Origin of the sequence: Pauljensenia sp. UMB0895 (assembly GCF_030218905.1) — a bacterium.
GTDB classification, from domain to species: domain Bacteria; phylum Actinomycetota; class Actinomycetes; order Actinomycetales; family Actinomycetaceae; genus Pauljensenia; species Pauljensenia turicensis_A.
In genome coordinates this window covers 18673-34478 of sequence record NZ_JASOQR010000014.1, presented here as the reverse complement: position 1 = coordinate 34478, position 15806 = coordinate 18673, and the positions used below count along the sequence as shown (strand labels likewise).

Here is a 15806-nt window from a genome sequence, read left to right as displayed (position 1 = left end):
GCCACTCAGCTTTAAAGGAAGTCCATGACAGTCGATAACGAGACCAGTGAAGGTCTGAGTGCCCTTGAAGCACTCTTGAGCGAGTACGAAAGCGTCGAACAGGAGATGTCGGCGCCGGATACTCTGTCCAACCCTGCGAAGATGCGTCGCGTGGGAAGGCGTTTCGCTGAGCTGTCTCGCATCAAGGCTGCTGCTGATCGACTCTCGAGCACCCGAGATGACCTTGAGGCTGCCCGTGAACTGGCCACGGAAGATCCATCGTTCGCTGACGAGATTCCAGGCCTCGAAAATGAGGCGCAAGACGCCTACGACGCGCTACTGAAAATCCTCGCACCGCGCGACAGTGAGGATGCCCTCGACGTCATCCTCGAAATTAAAGCAGGGGAGGGCGGTGAAGAATCCGCTCTTTTCGCATCCGACCTCGCTCGCATGTACGCGCGCTACGCCGAATCGAAGGGCTGGAGCGTCCAAGAACTCTCTTCAACGGACACTGAACTCGGTGGCTACAAAGATATCACGCTGGCAATTCGCGCCAAGGGAACCGTGACCCCAGAAGAAGGCGTGTGGGCTCACTTAAAGTTCGAGGGCGGAGTTCACCGCGTGCAACGCGTGCCCGTCACCGAGTCGCAGGGTCGTATTCACACCTCCGCAGTCGGCGTCTTCGTCATGCCCGAAATTGAAGATGACACTGAGATTGTCATCGACCCGAACGACCTGCGCATTGACGTCTACCGTTCCTCGGGTCCCGGTGGCCAGTCGGTGAACACCACGGATTCCGCTGTCCGCATCACCCACATTCCGTCGGGCATCGTGGTCTCGATGCAGAACGAAAAATCGCAGCTACAGAACAAGGAAGCAGCCCTGCGCGTCTTGGCGTCCCGTTTGGCAGCCGAAGCTCGTGCGAAGCGCGAAGCTGAAGCATCGGCCCAGCGCCTCAGCCAGGTTCGCACCGTTGATCGTTCCGAGCGCGTACGCACCTACAACTTCCCAGAAAACCGCATCGCTGAACACCGCACCGGCTACAAAGCGCACAATCTTGATCGCGTGCTTGCCGGCGAACTTGAGCCCGTCATCGCTTCGCTGATCGAAGCCGATGAAGCCGAGCGACTCGCCTCTGCCAGCGCCTGAGAGTCTCTCGCGACCATTTCACCGATCGTCCAATGACTGCCGAGATTTCCACCGTCCGCGACGCTCTTGCCTTCGCACGCGCCCAGCTTTCACAGATCGACGAGGCCGCTCCAGCTTCCGAGGCGCGCGAACTTCTGGAATGGGCGGCGGATGTGGAATCACTGTGGTTAATCCGTGAGCCCATCGCCCCAGCGATCGTTCATCGCTTTATTGATGGGGTTGAACGACGAATGAAACGTGTTCCACTGCAACACATCACTGAGCGCATGTTCTTCCGTGGTCTGACGTTGCGTGCAATGCCAGGTGTCTTCGTGTGCCGTCCAGAAACCGAAGTCGTTGCGGGCCAGGCGATCGATCAGGCGCGCGAGATCCTGAAAACTCGTGACAGCGTGCGCCTCGTCGATCTGTGTACCGGATCTGGTGCAATCGCCTGCTCGCTCGCACACGAAATCCCCAAAAGCGATGTTTTCGCCGTCGAACTGTCGCCGGTGGCATTCCAATGCGCCAGGGAAAATTGTGAAAAATACGGTGGCGGGCGCATTGGCCTCGTGAACGGTGACGCAACTGACCCGGCCACTTTGGCTGACCTTGACGGCAGTGTCGACATTGTTGTCTCGAACCCGCCTTACGTTCCTTTTAACGAGGCTCCGACGCAGGCAGAAGCCCAGCGAGACCCGGATATGGCACTCTACGGGCTGGGAGAGAGTGGCATGCAGATTCCATCTGCGATCCTCGCGCGCAGCGCCACCTTGCTGAAGCCCGGCGGTTGGGTGATTGTTGAACACTCGCCGAGTCAATCAGAACTGATGCGTACCGCTGCACAACGGGCAGGCTTCACGCACCCTCAGACCATGCCCGATCTGACGGGTCGTGATCGCTATCTTGTTACCAGACGTGGCACAATGCCGATGTGACTACGCGAATCATTTCTTGCACCCCCACATGGGATAGCTCAGACCTGAAGGAAGCGACAACCGCTGTCAAAAGCGGTCAGCTGATCATCATCCCGACAGACACCGTGTACGGAATCGGGTGCGATGCGAGTAATCCTGACGCAGTGGCTCGCGTTCTTGCAGCCAAGGGACGAGGTCGCCAAATGCCGCCGCCCGTTGTCGTTCCGGGTCGCGAATCAATCGAAACTCTTTGCGTCGATATCCCCGAGGCTGCATACCGGTTGACAGATGAATACTGGCCGGGCGGATTGACTCTGATCCTGCGGGCACGCCCCGATCTTGGCTGGGATCTGGGTGAAACCGGGGGAACAATCGGCGTGCGTATGCCGAACGAGCCCCGCATCCGCACGCTGTTGGATACGGTCGGCCCACTGGCTTTGACCAGCGCAAACACCACAGGAAATCCACCGGCAACAAGCGTTGGCGAAGCAGTGGACTACTTTGGGACGCAGGTTCCGCTCTACGTTGACGGTGGCCCGACTCCCGGCTCGACACCCTCAACAATCCTCGACTTCACGAAGGGTGGGGTACGGGCAATCCGTCTGGGCACACTATCCTTAGAACAGTTATCGCTTACCGCTGGAACCACCATCGAACCCGCGAACACATCAAAGTGATCGCAACCGGTTCACACTGAAAGGCCTGGAACCCCCGACCGATGAAGGTCTATCTTCTGCTCATGCTCGTCGCCATGGGAGTCACCGTTTTGATGACTCCCATTGTCAGGTGTGCGTGCATTGCGTGGGGGATTGTTCCCAAGCTGCGTTCCCGCGATATCCAGAAGGACCCGATTCCTCGCCTTGGTGGAATCGCGATGACGGTCGGTCTTGTCGTGACGCTTTTATTGGCGTCGAGGATTCCCTACATGAGTCCCCTGTATGCAACCAGTATTCCCTGGGCAGTCCTTTTTGCCACTCTCGGAATGTGCATCCTTGGAGTTATCGACGATGTCATCGAACTGGACTGGATGGCGAAACTGTCCGGGCAGATTCTGATCACCGGAATCATGGCGTTTAACGGTGTTCAGCTGGTATCTTTCCCGATCTTCGGCATCACCATCGGGTCATCGCGCCTGTCTTTGATCGTGACAGTGTTCCTTGTCGTCGGCATCATTAACGCCGTCAATTTCATTGATGGTCTTGATGGGCTAGCAGCGGGGATTATCGCTATCGGGGCGGCGGCATTCTTCGTCTATTCCTATTCGGTGACCCGCATCGTCGGCGCAACATCGTATGCGACGACGGCCTCGTTGATTACGATCACGCTGGTAGGCGTATGTGTCGGCTTCCTCTGGTTCAACTTCCACCCATCGTCAATCATGATGGGCGGGGGAGCGGAGACACTCGGTCTTGTTTTGGCTGCAGCCGGCATCATCATGACTGGGCAAATTAACCCATCACTGCTGGGAACGCAACAGGTTTTCGTCGGGGTGCTCCCGATTGTTCTGCCCTTGTCGGTCATTTTCATCCCGATTCTTGACTTGATTGTCACGTCGATCAGGCGAATGCTTCGAGGCAAGAGCCCATTCCACGCCGACCGATCCCACTTCCATGATCGTCTGATCATGCGAGGACACTCGCACCGTACGGTCGTCGCGATCATGTGGATGTGGACAGCCCTAGTGTGTATTCCCGCAGTCTGTCTGCTTGTGGTCGACTGGAAGATCATTCTGCTGATTACCAGCCCATTCTTGGCTGTTGCTGTCGGGCTGACACTGCGCGAATTCCCTAGTGCCCGCTACAGCGCACGCTGAATACCCGTCGCCCACTTTTGAGAGAACTACCCTGTAATGACGACTTCCTCCCACAATCACGAACCGAAGGAAAACGAAGGAGTAGACGATTCTCGTCCCGCTTTCTTTGCTTCGACCGTGGCAAAGCTTGCGCGTCTTGAAATCGTGACCGCAGTGGTGGCGATCCTCCTTGTAGGGGCGCTGGGGTACGCGGGGGGAGCGCAAATCCTCTCAATCCTCCTTGCTATCGGCGTGATCGCGTCAGTTATTGGCATTCATGTGAGGTCGCTTCTGGAGCTCGCCCAGCCCGCCCGCAATCCTCTGGCGTGGATTGCCTTTTCGTACATCGGTCGCATCGGCGCAATCGCTCTGTTCGTCTATCTACCGACCGCTTTTGCCCAGCCGGTGCGTTTTCCCGCTACCTGCGCTTTGATCGCGATCGTCGGCTCCCAATTGTTCGAGTTGGTGGCGCTGGTGCGAATGCGCCAGTTCAACGTCGACTAGTTGTGCGAAGGTTCACGAGGCTCAGAAAGAACCTCGTGACTGGCTTTCGACTGCGTGTGTGAACTGCTCCTCTGAACGCTCGTTCGTTCCCATTTGGAAAACGTGAGCCATACCAATCTGGTGAGTTCATGTTTAAAGATGAATCAAAGCTCACGCTGCTGATACGATGGTCAGACCGCTTCATCAACGGTGAAAATGCCTGTCAAAGTCGAGTAACCTACCCGGGAGGACACCCTGTCCACGTCATCGCCCTCGACGAGCCGTCGAGCAAGCACCGCAAAACCGGTCTGGTATTGGACGCTTCTTGTCATTCTCGTCATCGTTATCGTTGTTACGGCAATTCCCGCTTTTACACAGCACCCCCATCAACCCGGACTTGAGGATTTTTTCCCGAGCGCAATTTTCGGGGAAGGAACTCTTTTTGAGTTCTCACGCTTGACTCTTGCCCGCGTGATCATGGCGCTTGTTCTCTGCCTTGCACTGGTCGGTGTTGCCCGTAAGCCGAAGCTCGTTCCAGGTCGCGGTCAGATGGCCGTTGAATTCCTCGCCGATTTTATTCGCGCAAATGTTGCGCTTGAAATGCTTGGGAACAAGAACGGTCGTCGCTTCGCAGGATTCATCGGGTTTGCATTTTTTGGCGTCTTGGCCATGAACCTTGCCGGCGTTATTCCCGGCATCAACATTGCAGCATCCTCGGTCGTTGCTGTTCCGATGGTGTTCGCCATCATCTCTTACGTGACCTTCGTCGGAAGCGGTATCAAGGCCCAAGGCATTGGCCACTACTTTAAGTCCCAGCTTTTCCCGCCGGGATTGCCGAAGGCAATGTACCTGCTGATCACGCCGATTGAGTTCCTCTCGACGTTCATTGTTCGCCCATCCACACTGATGTTGCGACTTTTGGCGAACATGATTGCTGGTCACCTGCTCTTGGGTATGACCTACTTCGGTACCGCAATCCTTCTGCACGAGCTCAACGCAATGAGCTCCCTCGGCGTGCTGACCGGCGCAGCAATGTTTGTCATGACGGCCTTCGAGGTTTTCGTTGCGTTCCTTCAGGCGTACATCTTCACGATCCTTTCCGCCGTTTACATCAAACTGTCCATCGAAGCTCACTGAGCCCAACCGCGCCTCTTGGCGTCCAATACAAAAGGAAGAACACTATGACAACCGCAGCATTTGCCTACATCGGCTACGGTCTTGCAACCCTTGGCCCTGGCATCGGCATTGGTCTCCTGGTCGGAAAGACCCAGGAATCCACCGCTCGTCAGCCTGAGGTTGGTGGCCGTCTGTTCACCAATATGATTATCGGCGCCGGCATGGTCGAGGCACTCGGTCTCATCGGCTTCGTTCTTCCGCTCATCGTTAAGTGACCATCGCTATGCACCAGGTAATCGCCGCGAGTGAGGAAGTAGGTGGCCTCGCCGTCATTCTTCCTCCACTCTACGAGATCTTCTGGTCGGCGTTTGTTCTACTCATCGTCCTCCTCCTCGTTGGTAAGTTTGCTCTTCCGCGTCTTTACGCTGCAATGGACGAACGCCAAGCGAAGATCGAAGAGGGCCTTGCTTTTGCCGAAAAGGCAAAGGAAGACCAGGCGCGTGTAACACGCGATCGTGAAGACGTGCTGAAGCAGGCGAATATCGAGGCTCACGAGATTCGTGAAAAGGCTTCCCAAGAAGCACAGGGCATCATTGCTGACGCGCGGGTGGAAGCACAGAACGAAGCAACCCGTATCCTCGAGAACGCGCAACGTCAGATTCTTGCTGAAAAGCAGGCAGCTGAGATCTCCCTGCGCTCTGACGTTGGTCTTCTGGCAACCGAGTTGGCAGAAAAGATCGTTGGTGAACATCTGAGCGACACCGCACTGACCAGCCGTGTCGTCGATCGTTTCCTTGACGATCTTGAGGCGGATACTCTCCGTGAAAGCGAGCGTACGAATCGATGAGTGAACTCGGTCGACTCTCTCGCGTTGCATATGCAACGCAACTCGAAGACGCACTAGCCCAGAGCGGTGTCGACGCGCGTGCAGTGGGAGAGGACTTCTTCTCCATCACTGACCTCGTGAAGAAAGAACCGCGGGTTATTCGTGCATTCACTGATCCATCACGTAGTGGTGACGACAAAGCCCAGCTGGTTCGCACTTTGCTGAGCTCGCACCTTACAACGGACGCTTCACTCAGCGTTCTTCAAATGATGGTGCGTGAACACTGGTCGAATCTCGATAGTTTTGCCGATGCCACGGAGGTCCTTGGTATCCTCGCAGTTCTTTCAGATGCGAATCGTGCTTCGAGCCTCGATAGAGTCGAATCCGAGCTCTTTGAAGTACGCCATTTCCTTGAAGGCAACCGTGAACTCCGCTTGAAGCTTTCCGATGCTTCGCTAGGCACATCCCATGAACGTGGTGATCTAGCCACCGCGATTTTTGAATCGAAGCTTTCAGTGTGGACGATGCGTTTGCTACGTCGTGCCGTCGGTCGTTCTCGTCGTGGGCGCCTTCTGGTGAACCTTCGGCGCTTCGCCGAATGGTCAGCTGTCATCCAAAACAGGCGGCTTGTCACAGTTCAAAGCGCGGTCGAAATGTCGCCAGAGCAGGTTTCTCGCTTGCGTTCGCTCTTGGAAAAGCGCTTCAACTCAGAGATTTCGCTTGCTATCTCGGTCGTTCCCGGTCTTGTCGGTGGCTTCAAAATACGTGCACAGACAACATCGATCGATGCCAGCCTCTCGACTCGTATCTCAGATATGAAACAGGCTCTGGCTTCCTAACAGCCACCACTACCGATTAGAAACGTTTACAGAAGGAATTACTCATGACTGACCTGTCTATCAGTCCCGAGGAGATCCGTGGCGCATTGGACTCCTTCATGCAGTCCTACCGTCCCAGTGAAGTAGCCACCGAAGAGGTTGGCCACGTCACCGAGACCGCCGACGGTATCGCTCACATCGAAGGCTTGCCGGGCACAATGGCCAATGAGCTTCTCCGCTTCTCCGATGGCACACTTGGCCTGGCAATGAACCTTGAACAACGCGAAATCGGTGCCGTTATCCTCGGTGACTTCGGTGGCATCGAAGAAGGCCAAGTTGTTCACCGAACGGGTGAAGTTCTTTCTGTCCCGGTTGGTGATGGCTACCTTGGGCGTACGGTTGACCCGCTGGGTCGCCCGATCGATGGCTTGGGCGAGATCACCGATGTTGATGGCCGACGCGCACTCGAACTGCAGGCCCCCGGTGTCATGATGCGTAAGTCGGTTCACGAACCGTTGCAGACCGGCCTGAAGGCAATCGACTCAATGATCCCGATTGGTCGCGGACAGCGACAGCTGATCATCGGTGACCGCAAGACCGGTAAGACCGCGATTGCTCTGGACACGATCCTGAACCAGCGCGAAAACTGGAAATCCGGCGATCCGAACAAGCAGGTGCGATGCATCTACGTTGCTATCGGTCAGAAGGGCTCGACGATCGCTTCTGTGCGTTCAACTCTGGAAGATGCCGGTGCACTCGAATACACGACCATCGTTGCCTCCCCGGCTTCCGACCCCGCAGGCTACAAGTACATGGCCCCCTACACGGGTTCTGCACTTGGCCAGCACTGGATGTATCAGGGCAAGCACGTTCTGATCATCTTCGATGACCTCTCCAAGCAGGCTGAAGCCTACCGAGCGGTTTCCCTTCTTCTGCGTCGTCCGCCAGGGCGTGAGGCATACCCCGGTGACGTTTTCTACTTGCACTCTCGTCTCCTTGAACGTTGTGCGAAGCTCTCCGATGAGCTCGGTGCGGGTTCAATGACGGGGCTTCCGATCATTGAAACCAAGGCAAACGACGTGTCTGCCTACATTCCGACCAACGTCATTTCGATTACCGATGGTCAGATCTTCCTGCAGTCCGATCTGTTCAACTCGAATCAGCGCCCGGCCGTTGACGTCGGTATCTCGGTTTCTCGAGTTGGTGGCGACGCGCAGGTGAAGGCAATGAAGAAGGTTGCTGGCACGCTGAAGCTGACACTCGCTCAGTATCGTTCGATGGCTGCATTCGCCATGTTCGCTTCCGACCTTGATCCAGCAACCCGCCAGCAGCTGACTCGCGGTGAGCGTCTGATGGAGCTTCTGAAGCAACCGCAAGCATCGCCGTATTCGACTGCAGAGCAGGTCGCTTCGATCTGGACTGGTACGCATGGCTACTTGGATGATCTTGAGGTCGACGCGGTTCTTTCCTTCGAGCGCTCCCTGCTGGATCACCTGCGCGTGAACTCTTCAGTTCTGGGCACGATCGAATCAACCGGTCTGTTGGAAAGCGAAACAGAAGCTGAACTGGAATCCCAGGTGAAGGCATTCCATGATCAGTGGGTCAGCGCCGGTCGAGGCGTTGCCAATCTGGATGACTCCGAGGTGGAAGCAGCTCAGACTCGCGAAGAAATCACCCGTCAGCGTCCCTCGAACGAGAAGGCCTGATCCATGGGTGGTCAGCAGAGGATCTACAAGCAGCGGATTGCCTCAACGCAAACGCTGGCGAAGGTCTTCCGCGCGATGGAAATGATCGCAGCGTCAAGGATCGGTGCTGCGCGTCGCGCGGCTTCGGGCCTTGGCCCGTACGAAAAGGCATTGACGCAGGCAGTTGCAGCAGTCGCGATCCACACGGATTTGGATCACGCACTGACGCGTGAACGTCACAATACTCCTCGCGTGGCTGTTCTTGTCATTGCTTCCGACCGTGGCATGGCGGGTGCCTATGCGGCGACGATTCTTCGTGAATCGGAACGTCTGATTACTCGCCTGAAGGACGAGGGCAAAGAACCCATCATCTATACCTTCGGTCGTCGTGCACGCTCGTATTTCCGATTCCGTGGAGTCGCCATCGAACGTTCATGGGAAGGCGAATCTGATTCGCCGACTCTTGAAACAACTCGTGAGATCGCAACCGAACTTCTCTCCCGTTTCTTGGACGGTACTCTGATGACGGGTGTTTCAGAAGTTCACCTGGTATACACGCGTTTCGTGTCCGTGATGAGTCAGGTTCCCGAGGTCCGACAGATGCTTCCGCTTTCTGTTGTTGATGCTCCCGAATCGGACCAAGAACGCGGGGAAGAACGCGGTTACTACGACGATCCATCATCGACGTTCCCCGAATACGAATTTATCCCATCTCCGGAAGCCGTACTCGATGCGATCCTTCCGCTGTATGTGGAAGGTCGTATTCATAATGTGCTCCTGCAGTCGGCTGCCTCTGAGCTTGCGTCGCGTCAGCGCGCAATGCACACCGCAACCGATAACGCTGAAGAGCTCATCACCAAGTACACGCGCCTGGCCAACTCGGCCCGTCAGGCGGACATCACCCAGGAGATCAGTGAGATCGTGGGCGGGGCCGACGCATTGGTCGCGGGCTGAGCCCCAGAACACGGAGAAGAACTATGAGCCAGGAAGAACACAAAGCGGAAGGTCGCGTCGCTCGCGTCGTCGGCCCCGTCGTTGACGTCGAGTTCCCGCCAGACAGCATTCCTCCGCTGTACAACGCACTGAAGGTTGATGTTGACCTTGCCGGACAGGGCGAGGGTGAAGGATCCTTCACCATGACCCTCGAGGTCGCGCAGCACCTCGGTGACAACCTTGTTCGTACCATCGCGCTGAAGCCGACCGATGGCCTAGTTCGTGGTGCTGTTGTCACTGACACGGGTGCACCGATCTCGGTTCCCGTCGGCGATATCACCAAGGGCCACGTGTTCAACGTGACCGGCGAACCGCTGAATCTGAAGGAAGGCGAGCAACTCGAAATCACTGAGCGTTGGCCAATTCACCGCCAGCCTCCGGCATTCGATCAGCTTGAAGCCCGAACCAAGATGTTCGAAACGGGCATCAAGGTTATCGACCTTCTGACCCCCTACGTCCAGGGTGGCAAGATCGGCCTGTTCGGCGGCGCGGGCGTCGGCAAGACCGTCCTCATCCAGGAGATGATCCAGCGAGTCGCGCAGGACCACGGCGGCGTGTCCGTCTTCGCGGGCGTCGGCGAGCGCACCCGAGAGGGCAACGACCTCATCCGCGAGATGGGCGAGGCCGGCGTCTTCGACAAGACCGCCCTCGTGTTCGGCCAGATGGACGAGCCGCCGGGGACGCGTCTGCGTATCGCACTCACCGGTCTGACGATGGCTGAGTACTTCCGCGACGTGCAGCACCAGGACGTGCTTCTGTTCATCGACAACATCTTCCGCTTCACCCAGGCGGGCTCCGAGGTCTCCACCCTCCTCGGGCGCATGCCCTCGGCGGTCGGCTACCAGCCGAACCTCGCGGATGAGATGGGCCAGTTGCAGGAGCGCATCACCTCGGCGGGCGGTCACTCGATTACGTCGTTGCAGGCCATTTACGTGCCTGCCGACGACTACACCGACCCGGCCCCGGCCACGACCTTCGCGCACCTCGACGCGACGACGGAGCTCTCCCGAGAGATCGCCTCGAAGGGCATCTACCCGGCCGTGGATCCGCTCGCCTCGACCTCGCGAATCCTCGATCCGGCCCTCGTGGGTCGTGAGCACTACGACACGGCGACGCACGTCAAGGCGATCCTCCAGAAGAACAAGGAGCTCCAGGACATCATCGCGATCCTCGGCGTCGACGAGCTCTCCGAGGAGGACAAGGTCACGGTCTCGCGCGCCCGGCGCATCGAGCAGTTCCTCTCCCAGAACACCTATATGGCGGAGAAGTTCACGGGCGTCCCCGGTTCGACGGTCCCGCTGTCGGAGACCATCGAGGCCTTCAAGCGCATCGCCGAGGGCTACTACGACAAGGTTCCGGAGCAGGCGTTCTTCAACATCGGCGGCATCGAGGACCTCGAGCGCCGCTGGCGCGAGCTCGGCGAGGACGCCTGATGGCCGACAAGGTACTCCAAGTCGAAATTGTCTCCCACGAGGGACGTCTCTGGCACGGCGTTGGTACGTCCGTCCAGATCCCCGTGGTTGATGGACAGCTGGGTATTCTTCCGGGTCGTCAGCCCATGCTTGCCATGCTGAATGCAGGCACTGTGCTGGTGACGACCAAGGAAGGTGTCCAGACGTTCACCGTTGACAGCGGATTTGCGTCCATTGACTCTGATTTTGTGACCGTGGTCGCTGATCACGGTACGATTTCCTGATAAGGAGCCCCCGTTCGGGCGAATCCGAGCGGGGGCACTTTCATACTTTTGATCGGAGGTGCTTTATGACTTCGCTTTTCGCCATTGTGCTGTGGCTCGTGGTATGTGTTGTGGTTATTGGTCTGCCTGTCTTGCTGATCATTAACGTGCGTGCGCGTCACTTGGAAAACAAGCTTGGCGCATTCCGGTCATTCTCACGTCCCGATCAGCACTCGGGATGGACCGCGGGACTGGGACTCTACGACGTTGAATCGCTGTCGTGGTATCGCTTGGTTGGCTTGACGAATAAGCCCGTGTATTCCGTGAAGCGTCGAGGACTTCAGATCTCTGCGGCGAACCCGCATTCTAAAGATGGCGAACTTGTTGAGATTCGCCTGCTCTCCAACGAGAAGCGCTATGAGATCGCATTGTCAAAGGAAACATACAATGCGCTTGTCTCGTGGGTTGAATCCGGTCCGCCTCAGGTCTGAGTTCCTTTCATACACTGCTACTCGGTTGTCTGCTTCCTGCTTCTCAGCTTTGAAATTTGAGCATCTTGCCACGTCTGAGGCGTTGATAGTAAAGATCGAGTGCCTTCACCTGTTAGGCTCTGGGGCGTGCGAGTCCTCATTGCAACGTGCACCGTTGATTATTCCGGTCGTCTGTCAGCCCACCTTGACCCCGCCACGCGCGTCATCATGCTCAAGGCGGATGGTTCAATTTTGATCCACTCGGATGGTGGATCATATAAGCCTCTGAATTGGATGAATGCCCCGTGCACGGTCACTGTGGAAGTGCCTGAAAGTGATGAGGAAGTCGACGGCGTTACTGAAGTGTGGACTGTCCAAGCAGATAAGAAAGATGACCGTCTTGTCATCTCGATTCACGACATCGTCTCGGATGTGAATGTTGATTTGGGCGAAGACCCCGGTCTTGTGAAGGACGGTGTTGAGACACATCTTCAGGAGTTGCTGGCAGAACAGGTTCCTGAAGTCTTGGGTGAAGGCTGGACTTTCGTTCGCCGTGAGTTTGAAACTCCGATCGGCCCCGTTGATTTGATGGTGAAGAATCCGCAGGGTGAGCATGTTGCTATTGAAGTGAAACGTCGTGGCGGTATCGATGGTGTTGAGCAGTTGACTCGCTACCTTTCGCTTTTGTCGCGCGATCCGTTGCTGAAGAATGTGTCGGGCATTTTTGCCGCCCAGGAGATTTCGAAGCAGGCTCGTACTCTGGCCGAGGATCGTGGCATCCGCTGTGTTGTGCTCGATTATGACGCTATGCGTGGCTTCGATGATCCTGAGTCACGTCTGTTCTGATGTCGTCGAACGCGCGCTGACATCTATCGCCATGATGACGAAGCGAATGGAGAAGTAGGGCCATGGCACGGCGTTCAATGAAACGGCGATGGAGTGAGCCTCACCGTGAGCTTGATATGACACGGCTTTCGTCGATGCCTCATACGGAAACTGGGCCTGATGGTAGTGATTATCAGGTTCGTCGCGTCTCGTCATCTTCGAAGGAATATACATGCCCGGGGTGTTTGCGCCCGGTGCGTGTTGGGGCAGCACACGTTGTTGCATGGCCAGAAGAAGCTCCCTATGGTCTGCCACAGGGACTCGATGGTAGGCGTCATTGGCACACGGATTGTTGGAACAGGGGACTGCGTCCGAACTAGGAAGTGGCATAGGAGTAGGGAAGTGCCCTTTAATCTCATGTTATTTGTCACGAGATAGTGAATTTCATGTGCCTGTTCGTGCGTTTCCTCGTATCGTTGAACGGTTAGAGTCTTTACTTCATAACCGAGGAGGCAACGCGTGAACCGAATCAAGGCGTACGCCGCTGCTACCACCGCTGGCGCGATCGCACTGGTTTTTGTGATCATTGGTGTCCTTGCTCTGACCATTTTTCAGCCACCAAAGGAACTGTCGTCGTCTATTGAGTCGCCAACGGCGATCATCATGACGCGTGACCGCGTTCTGCCGTTGCTTGACAAGAACGTTGTCGTGACGGCGACGTCAAAATCGGGCGCTGAGCTGACACTGGGTGTCGGCACTCCCGGTGACGTCCTCGGTTGGATCGGGAACGATCCCTACACCGAAGTTGTTGGTCTGACCTCGGATCGTAGTGTCCTGAAAGTGAATCAGCACGAAGGCGTTGCTGGTGATACCGGTCAGTCGAGTGCACAGTCTGGTGCTCAGTCTGGCTCGGATACGGCGCACTCCGGTGCTCAGTCAGGTGCACAGTCTGGTGCTACTCAATCTCAGGTGGGGACTGAGCCTGGTCAGTTGGTTGCCGACGCATCCAAGTCTGATATGTGGTTGCACTCCGTGACGGGTGAGGGCACGGTATCCGTGTCTTTAGATGATGTTTCCGCTGGTCTTTCGGTGCTGGCAGTCTCTACGTCGGGTGCTTCTGATACAACCCTGACACTGACGTGGGCAACCCGTAGTGTGAATACTCTTGCGATTGTTTCCTTTATTCTTGCGATCTTGTTTGCGTTGATCGCAGGTGTGGCATTCCTGAGCCGTTACCAGCTTCTTCGTCATCGTGCCGAGCGCGCGAAGGCGCTGGAAGAGCGTCGTAGCGCTGACTCGACCGATACTCAAGCAATTGACGTTAATGCGGTGAGCGCCCTAGCCGATGCAAAGAAGGCCGAAGAAGCTTCTATTCAGGGCGCTTCCACCGAGGAAAACGAAGAGTCTGCGCAACAGGACACTTCTGATGAAGCCCTCCAAGTCACAGATACTGAAGCTACAGACAAGGTCAGCGATTCTGAAGAGACAGTAGCTCAGGCAATCGACGAATGGGCGACGGATGACCGACTAAACGGCGGCGAAACCACTGAAGAAACCAGTGACGCAACCACTTTCGATGATGTGACCATCGATGGTGACCCTGTTTTCGACGACAGTGAGCAGGTTGCTCAAGCAGAATCTGAAGATTCAACTGGGGACGAAGACAACACCTCAGAAGAACTCCCCGAAGCAGAAGAGACTGTGAAGCCGGTGGCTGGTCGTCACGGTGAATGGGCGGGCGCCGAAGACCAGGATCCGCCCGAGAAGGTCTCAACCGATACCGGCATCATCGATTTGTCGAGCATCCGCCCCGGCGTCACACTTCCAAGCCGTCGCGCACTGCGCGAAGCCCGTGAGAAGGGCGAAGAGAAGATCGTGATTGATGGACGCGAGTTCCACACCGGCCTGATTCCGATTGTGCACCAGACGGATTCTGATGAGTCTGCGGGATCAGAGTCTGAAGAATCCTCGTCTGCTTCCCGTAGCGGAAGTGACTCGTGGACGAAGCTCATGTCTCGCTGGTTGAAGAAGAATTGACGAAGGAGATTGCAATGAAACGACGCACTCTCGTCTTTTCGACTGCTCTTGTAGCGACGCTTGGCCTGGCTGGATGTGGCGGGGGAGAACTGACTGTTTCTGACACCAACCAGTCGGCCTCCGTTTCGCCGAACCTTGATCAAGAGCGGATTTCGTCAGCGCTGGCAGAGGTTCAAGAAACGTTGAACAGTGCTGATGAAGCGCTCAATGGTGACGTCTTTGACGGCCGTATTTCCGGTGGCGCAGCTCGTATGCGTAAAGCCCAATACGCTTACTCTGTTGCGTCCGGTGAGGCTGTTACCCAGCTTGACCTGACTCCTCAGACGACAGCAGTGACAAACTCGTTGCAGTGGCCTCGTGCCATCGTGAATATCCGCCAAGCCGACACGTCGCAGTTGCCCGTCATCGAGATGCTCGTGCAGAACGATGCTCGTAGCAAATACTCGCTGGTTGCGTGGGCGCGTATGCTCGGGGGAACTTCGCTGACCACCCCTGCGGTGACGAAGGGGTCGGCATACGTAACGAATGACACCGAGGGGTTTGTCATGACACCCGGTGACGCTGCGCAAGCGTATGTGGACATGCTGAACGCATCTTTGTCTTCGAATGAACACTTCGCTTCGGACGAGTTCACGTCCAAGTACCTTGATGCGGCATCGTCGTTGAATTCCTCGCTGGCAGCTGCCGGTAATGTGACTGCGTCGGCAAGACTGACGGAGAACCCGGTGACGGGCGTTGTACTGGAAGATGGTTCGGCTCTTGTCGCTACGACATTCTCGTACACGTTGACGTACTCTCGTACGGTTGCTGGCTCGACGATGCGACTGGGGGGCCAGACGGCAACCATGAACGCAGGAGATGATGATTCGGTCAAGGGCACTGCGGTTGCAACCTACGTGGCGACCGTGATGATGAACATTCCGTCGAGCGAACAAGGCGGTGTCGCGCGTATTATCGGCGCTGAACGTGTTCTTGAATCCGTGACGATGGACGAATCAACGAACCCCGGTAACTAGAGTTCTCACGCTTCGAGGGGCGCTTGATTGGTACTACCGCCGACGTATG

General features: G+C 56.6%; 18 protein-coding genes. All 18 read left to right on the top strand.

Going from position 1 to position 15806, the window contains the following annotated elements:
• Positions 1–24 precede the first annotated feature (24 nt).
• The 18 genes from prfA (at position 25) to QP503_RS07405 (ending at position 15757) form a co-directional block, all read left to right on the top strand.
• Complete coding sequence (gene prfA, locus QP503_RS07490) at positions 25–1128, top strand: peptide chain release factor 1 (protein WP_219585212.1); 1104 nt, start codon at positions 25–27, stop codon at positions 1126–1128.
• Positions 1129–1160: 32 nt separating this feature from the next.
• A complete protein-coding gene (prmC, locus tag QP503_RS07485; RefSeq protein WP_219585211.1) occupies positions 1161–2042 on the top strand; it encodes a peptide chain release factor N(5)-glutamine methyltransferase in 882 nt (293 codons plus the stop codon).
• Positions 2039–2698 carry an L-threonylcarbamoyladenylate synthase gene (locus QP503_RS07480; protein ID WP_285068065.1) on the top strand — a complete coding sequence of 220 codons (660 nt, stop codon included), beginning with the start codon at positions 2039–2041 and terminating at the stop codon, positions 2696–2698. The genes prmC and QP503_RS07480 overlap by 4 nt, the downstream gene beginning before the upstream one ends.
• Positions 2699–2739: 41 nt before the next feature.
• A complete protein-coding gene (locus QP503_RS07475) occupies positions 2740–3834 on the top strand; it encodes a glycosyltransferase family 4 protein (protein ID WP_103631931.1) in 1095 nt (364 codons plus the stop codon).
• A gap of 36 nt (positions 3835–3870) precedes the next feature.
• Complete coding sequence (locus QP503_RS07470) at positions 3871–4317, top strand: hypothetical protein (RefSeq protein WP_103631930.1); 447 nt, start codon at positions 3871–3873, stop codon at positions 4315–4317.
• A gap of 234 nt (positions 4318–4551) precedes the next feature.
• Positions 4552–5433 carry a F0F1 ATP synthase subunit A gene (atpB, locus tag QP503_RS07465; RefSeq protein ID WP_219585870.1) on the top strand — a complete coding sequence of 294 codons (882 nt, stop codon included), beginning with the start codon at positions 4552–4554 and terminating at the stop codon, positions 5431–5433.
• A gap of 44 nt (positions 5434–5477) precedes the next feature.
• Positions 5478–5687, top strand: a complete 210-nt coding sequence (gene atpE / locus QP503_RS07460) for an ATP synthase F0 subunit C (protein WP_006681264.1) — start codon at positions 5478–5480, stop codon at positions 5685–5687.
• Positions 5688–5695: 8 nt separating this feature from the next.
• On the top strand, positions 5696–6259 hold the full coding sequence (locus QP503_RS07455; RefSeq protein WP_103631928.1) for a F0F1 ATP synthase subunit B: 564 nt from the start codon (positions 5696–5698) through the stop codon (positions 6257–6259).
• Entirely contained in the window at positions 6256–7077 is an 822-nt protein-coding gene (gene atpH, locus QP503_RS07450) for an ATP synthase F1 subunit delta (RefSeq protein ID WP_179369756.1), read from the top strand. Before QP503_RS07455 ends, atpH begins: the two co-directional genes overlap by 4 nt.
• 44 nt (positions 7078–7121) lie before the next feature.
• Positions 7122–8762, top strand: coding sequence for a F0F1 ATP synthase subunit alpha (gene atpA, locus QP503_RS07445; protein WP_103631926.1), 1641 nt, complete (start codon positions 7122–7124; stop codon positions 8760–8762).
• A 3-nt stretch (positions 8763–8765) separates the two neighbouring features.
• Entirely contained in the window at positions 8766–9695 is a 930-nt protein-coding gene (locus QP503_RS07440) for a F0F1 ATP synthase subunit gamma (RefSeq protein WP_103631925.1), read from the top strand.
• 23 nt (positions 9696–9718) lie between these two features.
• A complete protein-coding gene (gene atpD, locus QP503_RS07435) occupies positions 9719–11167 on the top strand; it encodes a F0F1 ATP synthase subunit beta (RefSeq protein ID WP_103631924.1) in 1449 nt (482 codons plus the stop codon).
• On the top strand, positions 11167–11430 hold the full coding sequence (locus tag QP503_RS07430; protein WP_103631923.1) for a F0F1 ATP synthase subunit delta/epsilon: 264 nt from the start codon (positions 11167–11169) through the stop codon (positions 11428–11430). The genes atpD and QP503_RS07430 overlap by 1 nt, the downstream gene beginning before the upstream one ends.
• 65 nt (positions 11431–11495) lie before the next feature.
• Entirely contained in the window at positions 11496–11900 is a 405-nt protein-coding gene (locus QP503_RS07425) for a DUF2550 family protein (protein WP_103631922.1), read from the top strand.
• A 126-nt stretch (positions 11901–12026) separates the two neighbouring features.
• Positions 12027–12725, top strand: coding sequence for an endonuclease NucS (gene nucS / locus QP503_RS07420; protein WP_103631921.1), 699 nt, complete (start codon positions 12027–12029; stop codon positions 12723–12725).
• Positions 12726–12787: 62 nt separating this feature from the next.
• Entirely contained in the window at positions 12788–13084 is a 297-nt protein-coding gene (locus tag QP503_RS07415; protein WP_502929451.1) for an Rv1322 family protein, read from the top strand.
• 139 nt (positions 13085–13223) lie between these two features.
• Entirely contained in the window at positions 13224–14741 is a 1518-nt protein-coding gene (locus QP503_RS07410) for a hypothetical protein (RefSeq protein ID WP_285101478.1), read from the top strand.
• Positions 14702–15757, top strand: a complete 1056-nt coding sequence (locus QP503_RS07405; protein WP_285068067.1) for a hypothetical protein — start codon at positions 14702–14704, stop codon at positions 15755–15757. The genes QP503_RS07410 and QP503_RS07405 overlap by 40 nt, the downstream gene beginning before the upstream one ends.
• Positions 15758–15806 lie beyond the last annotated feature (49 nt).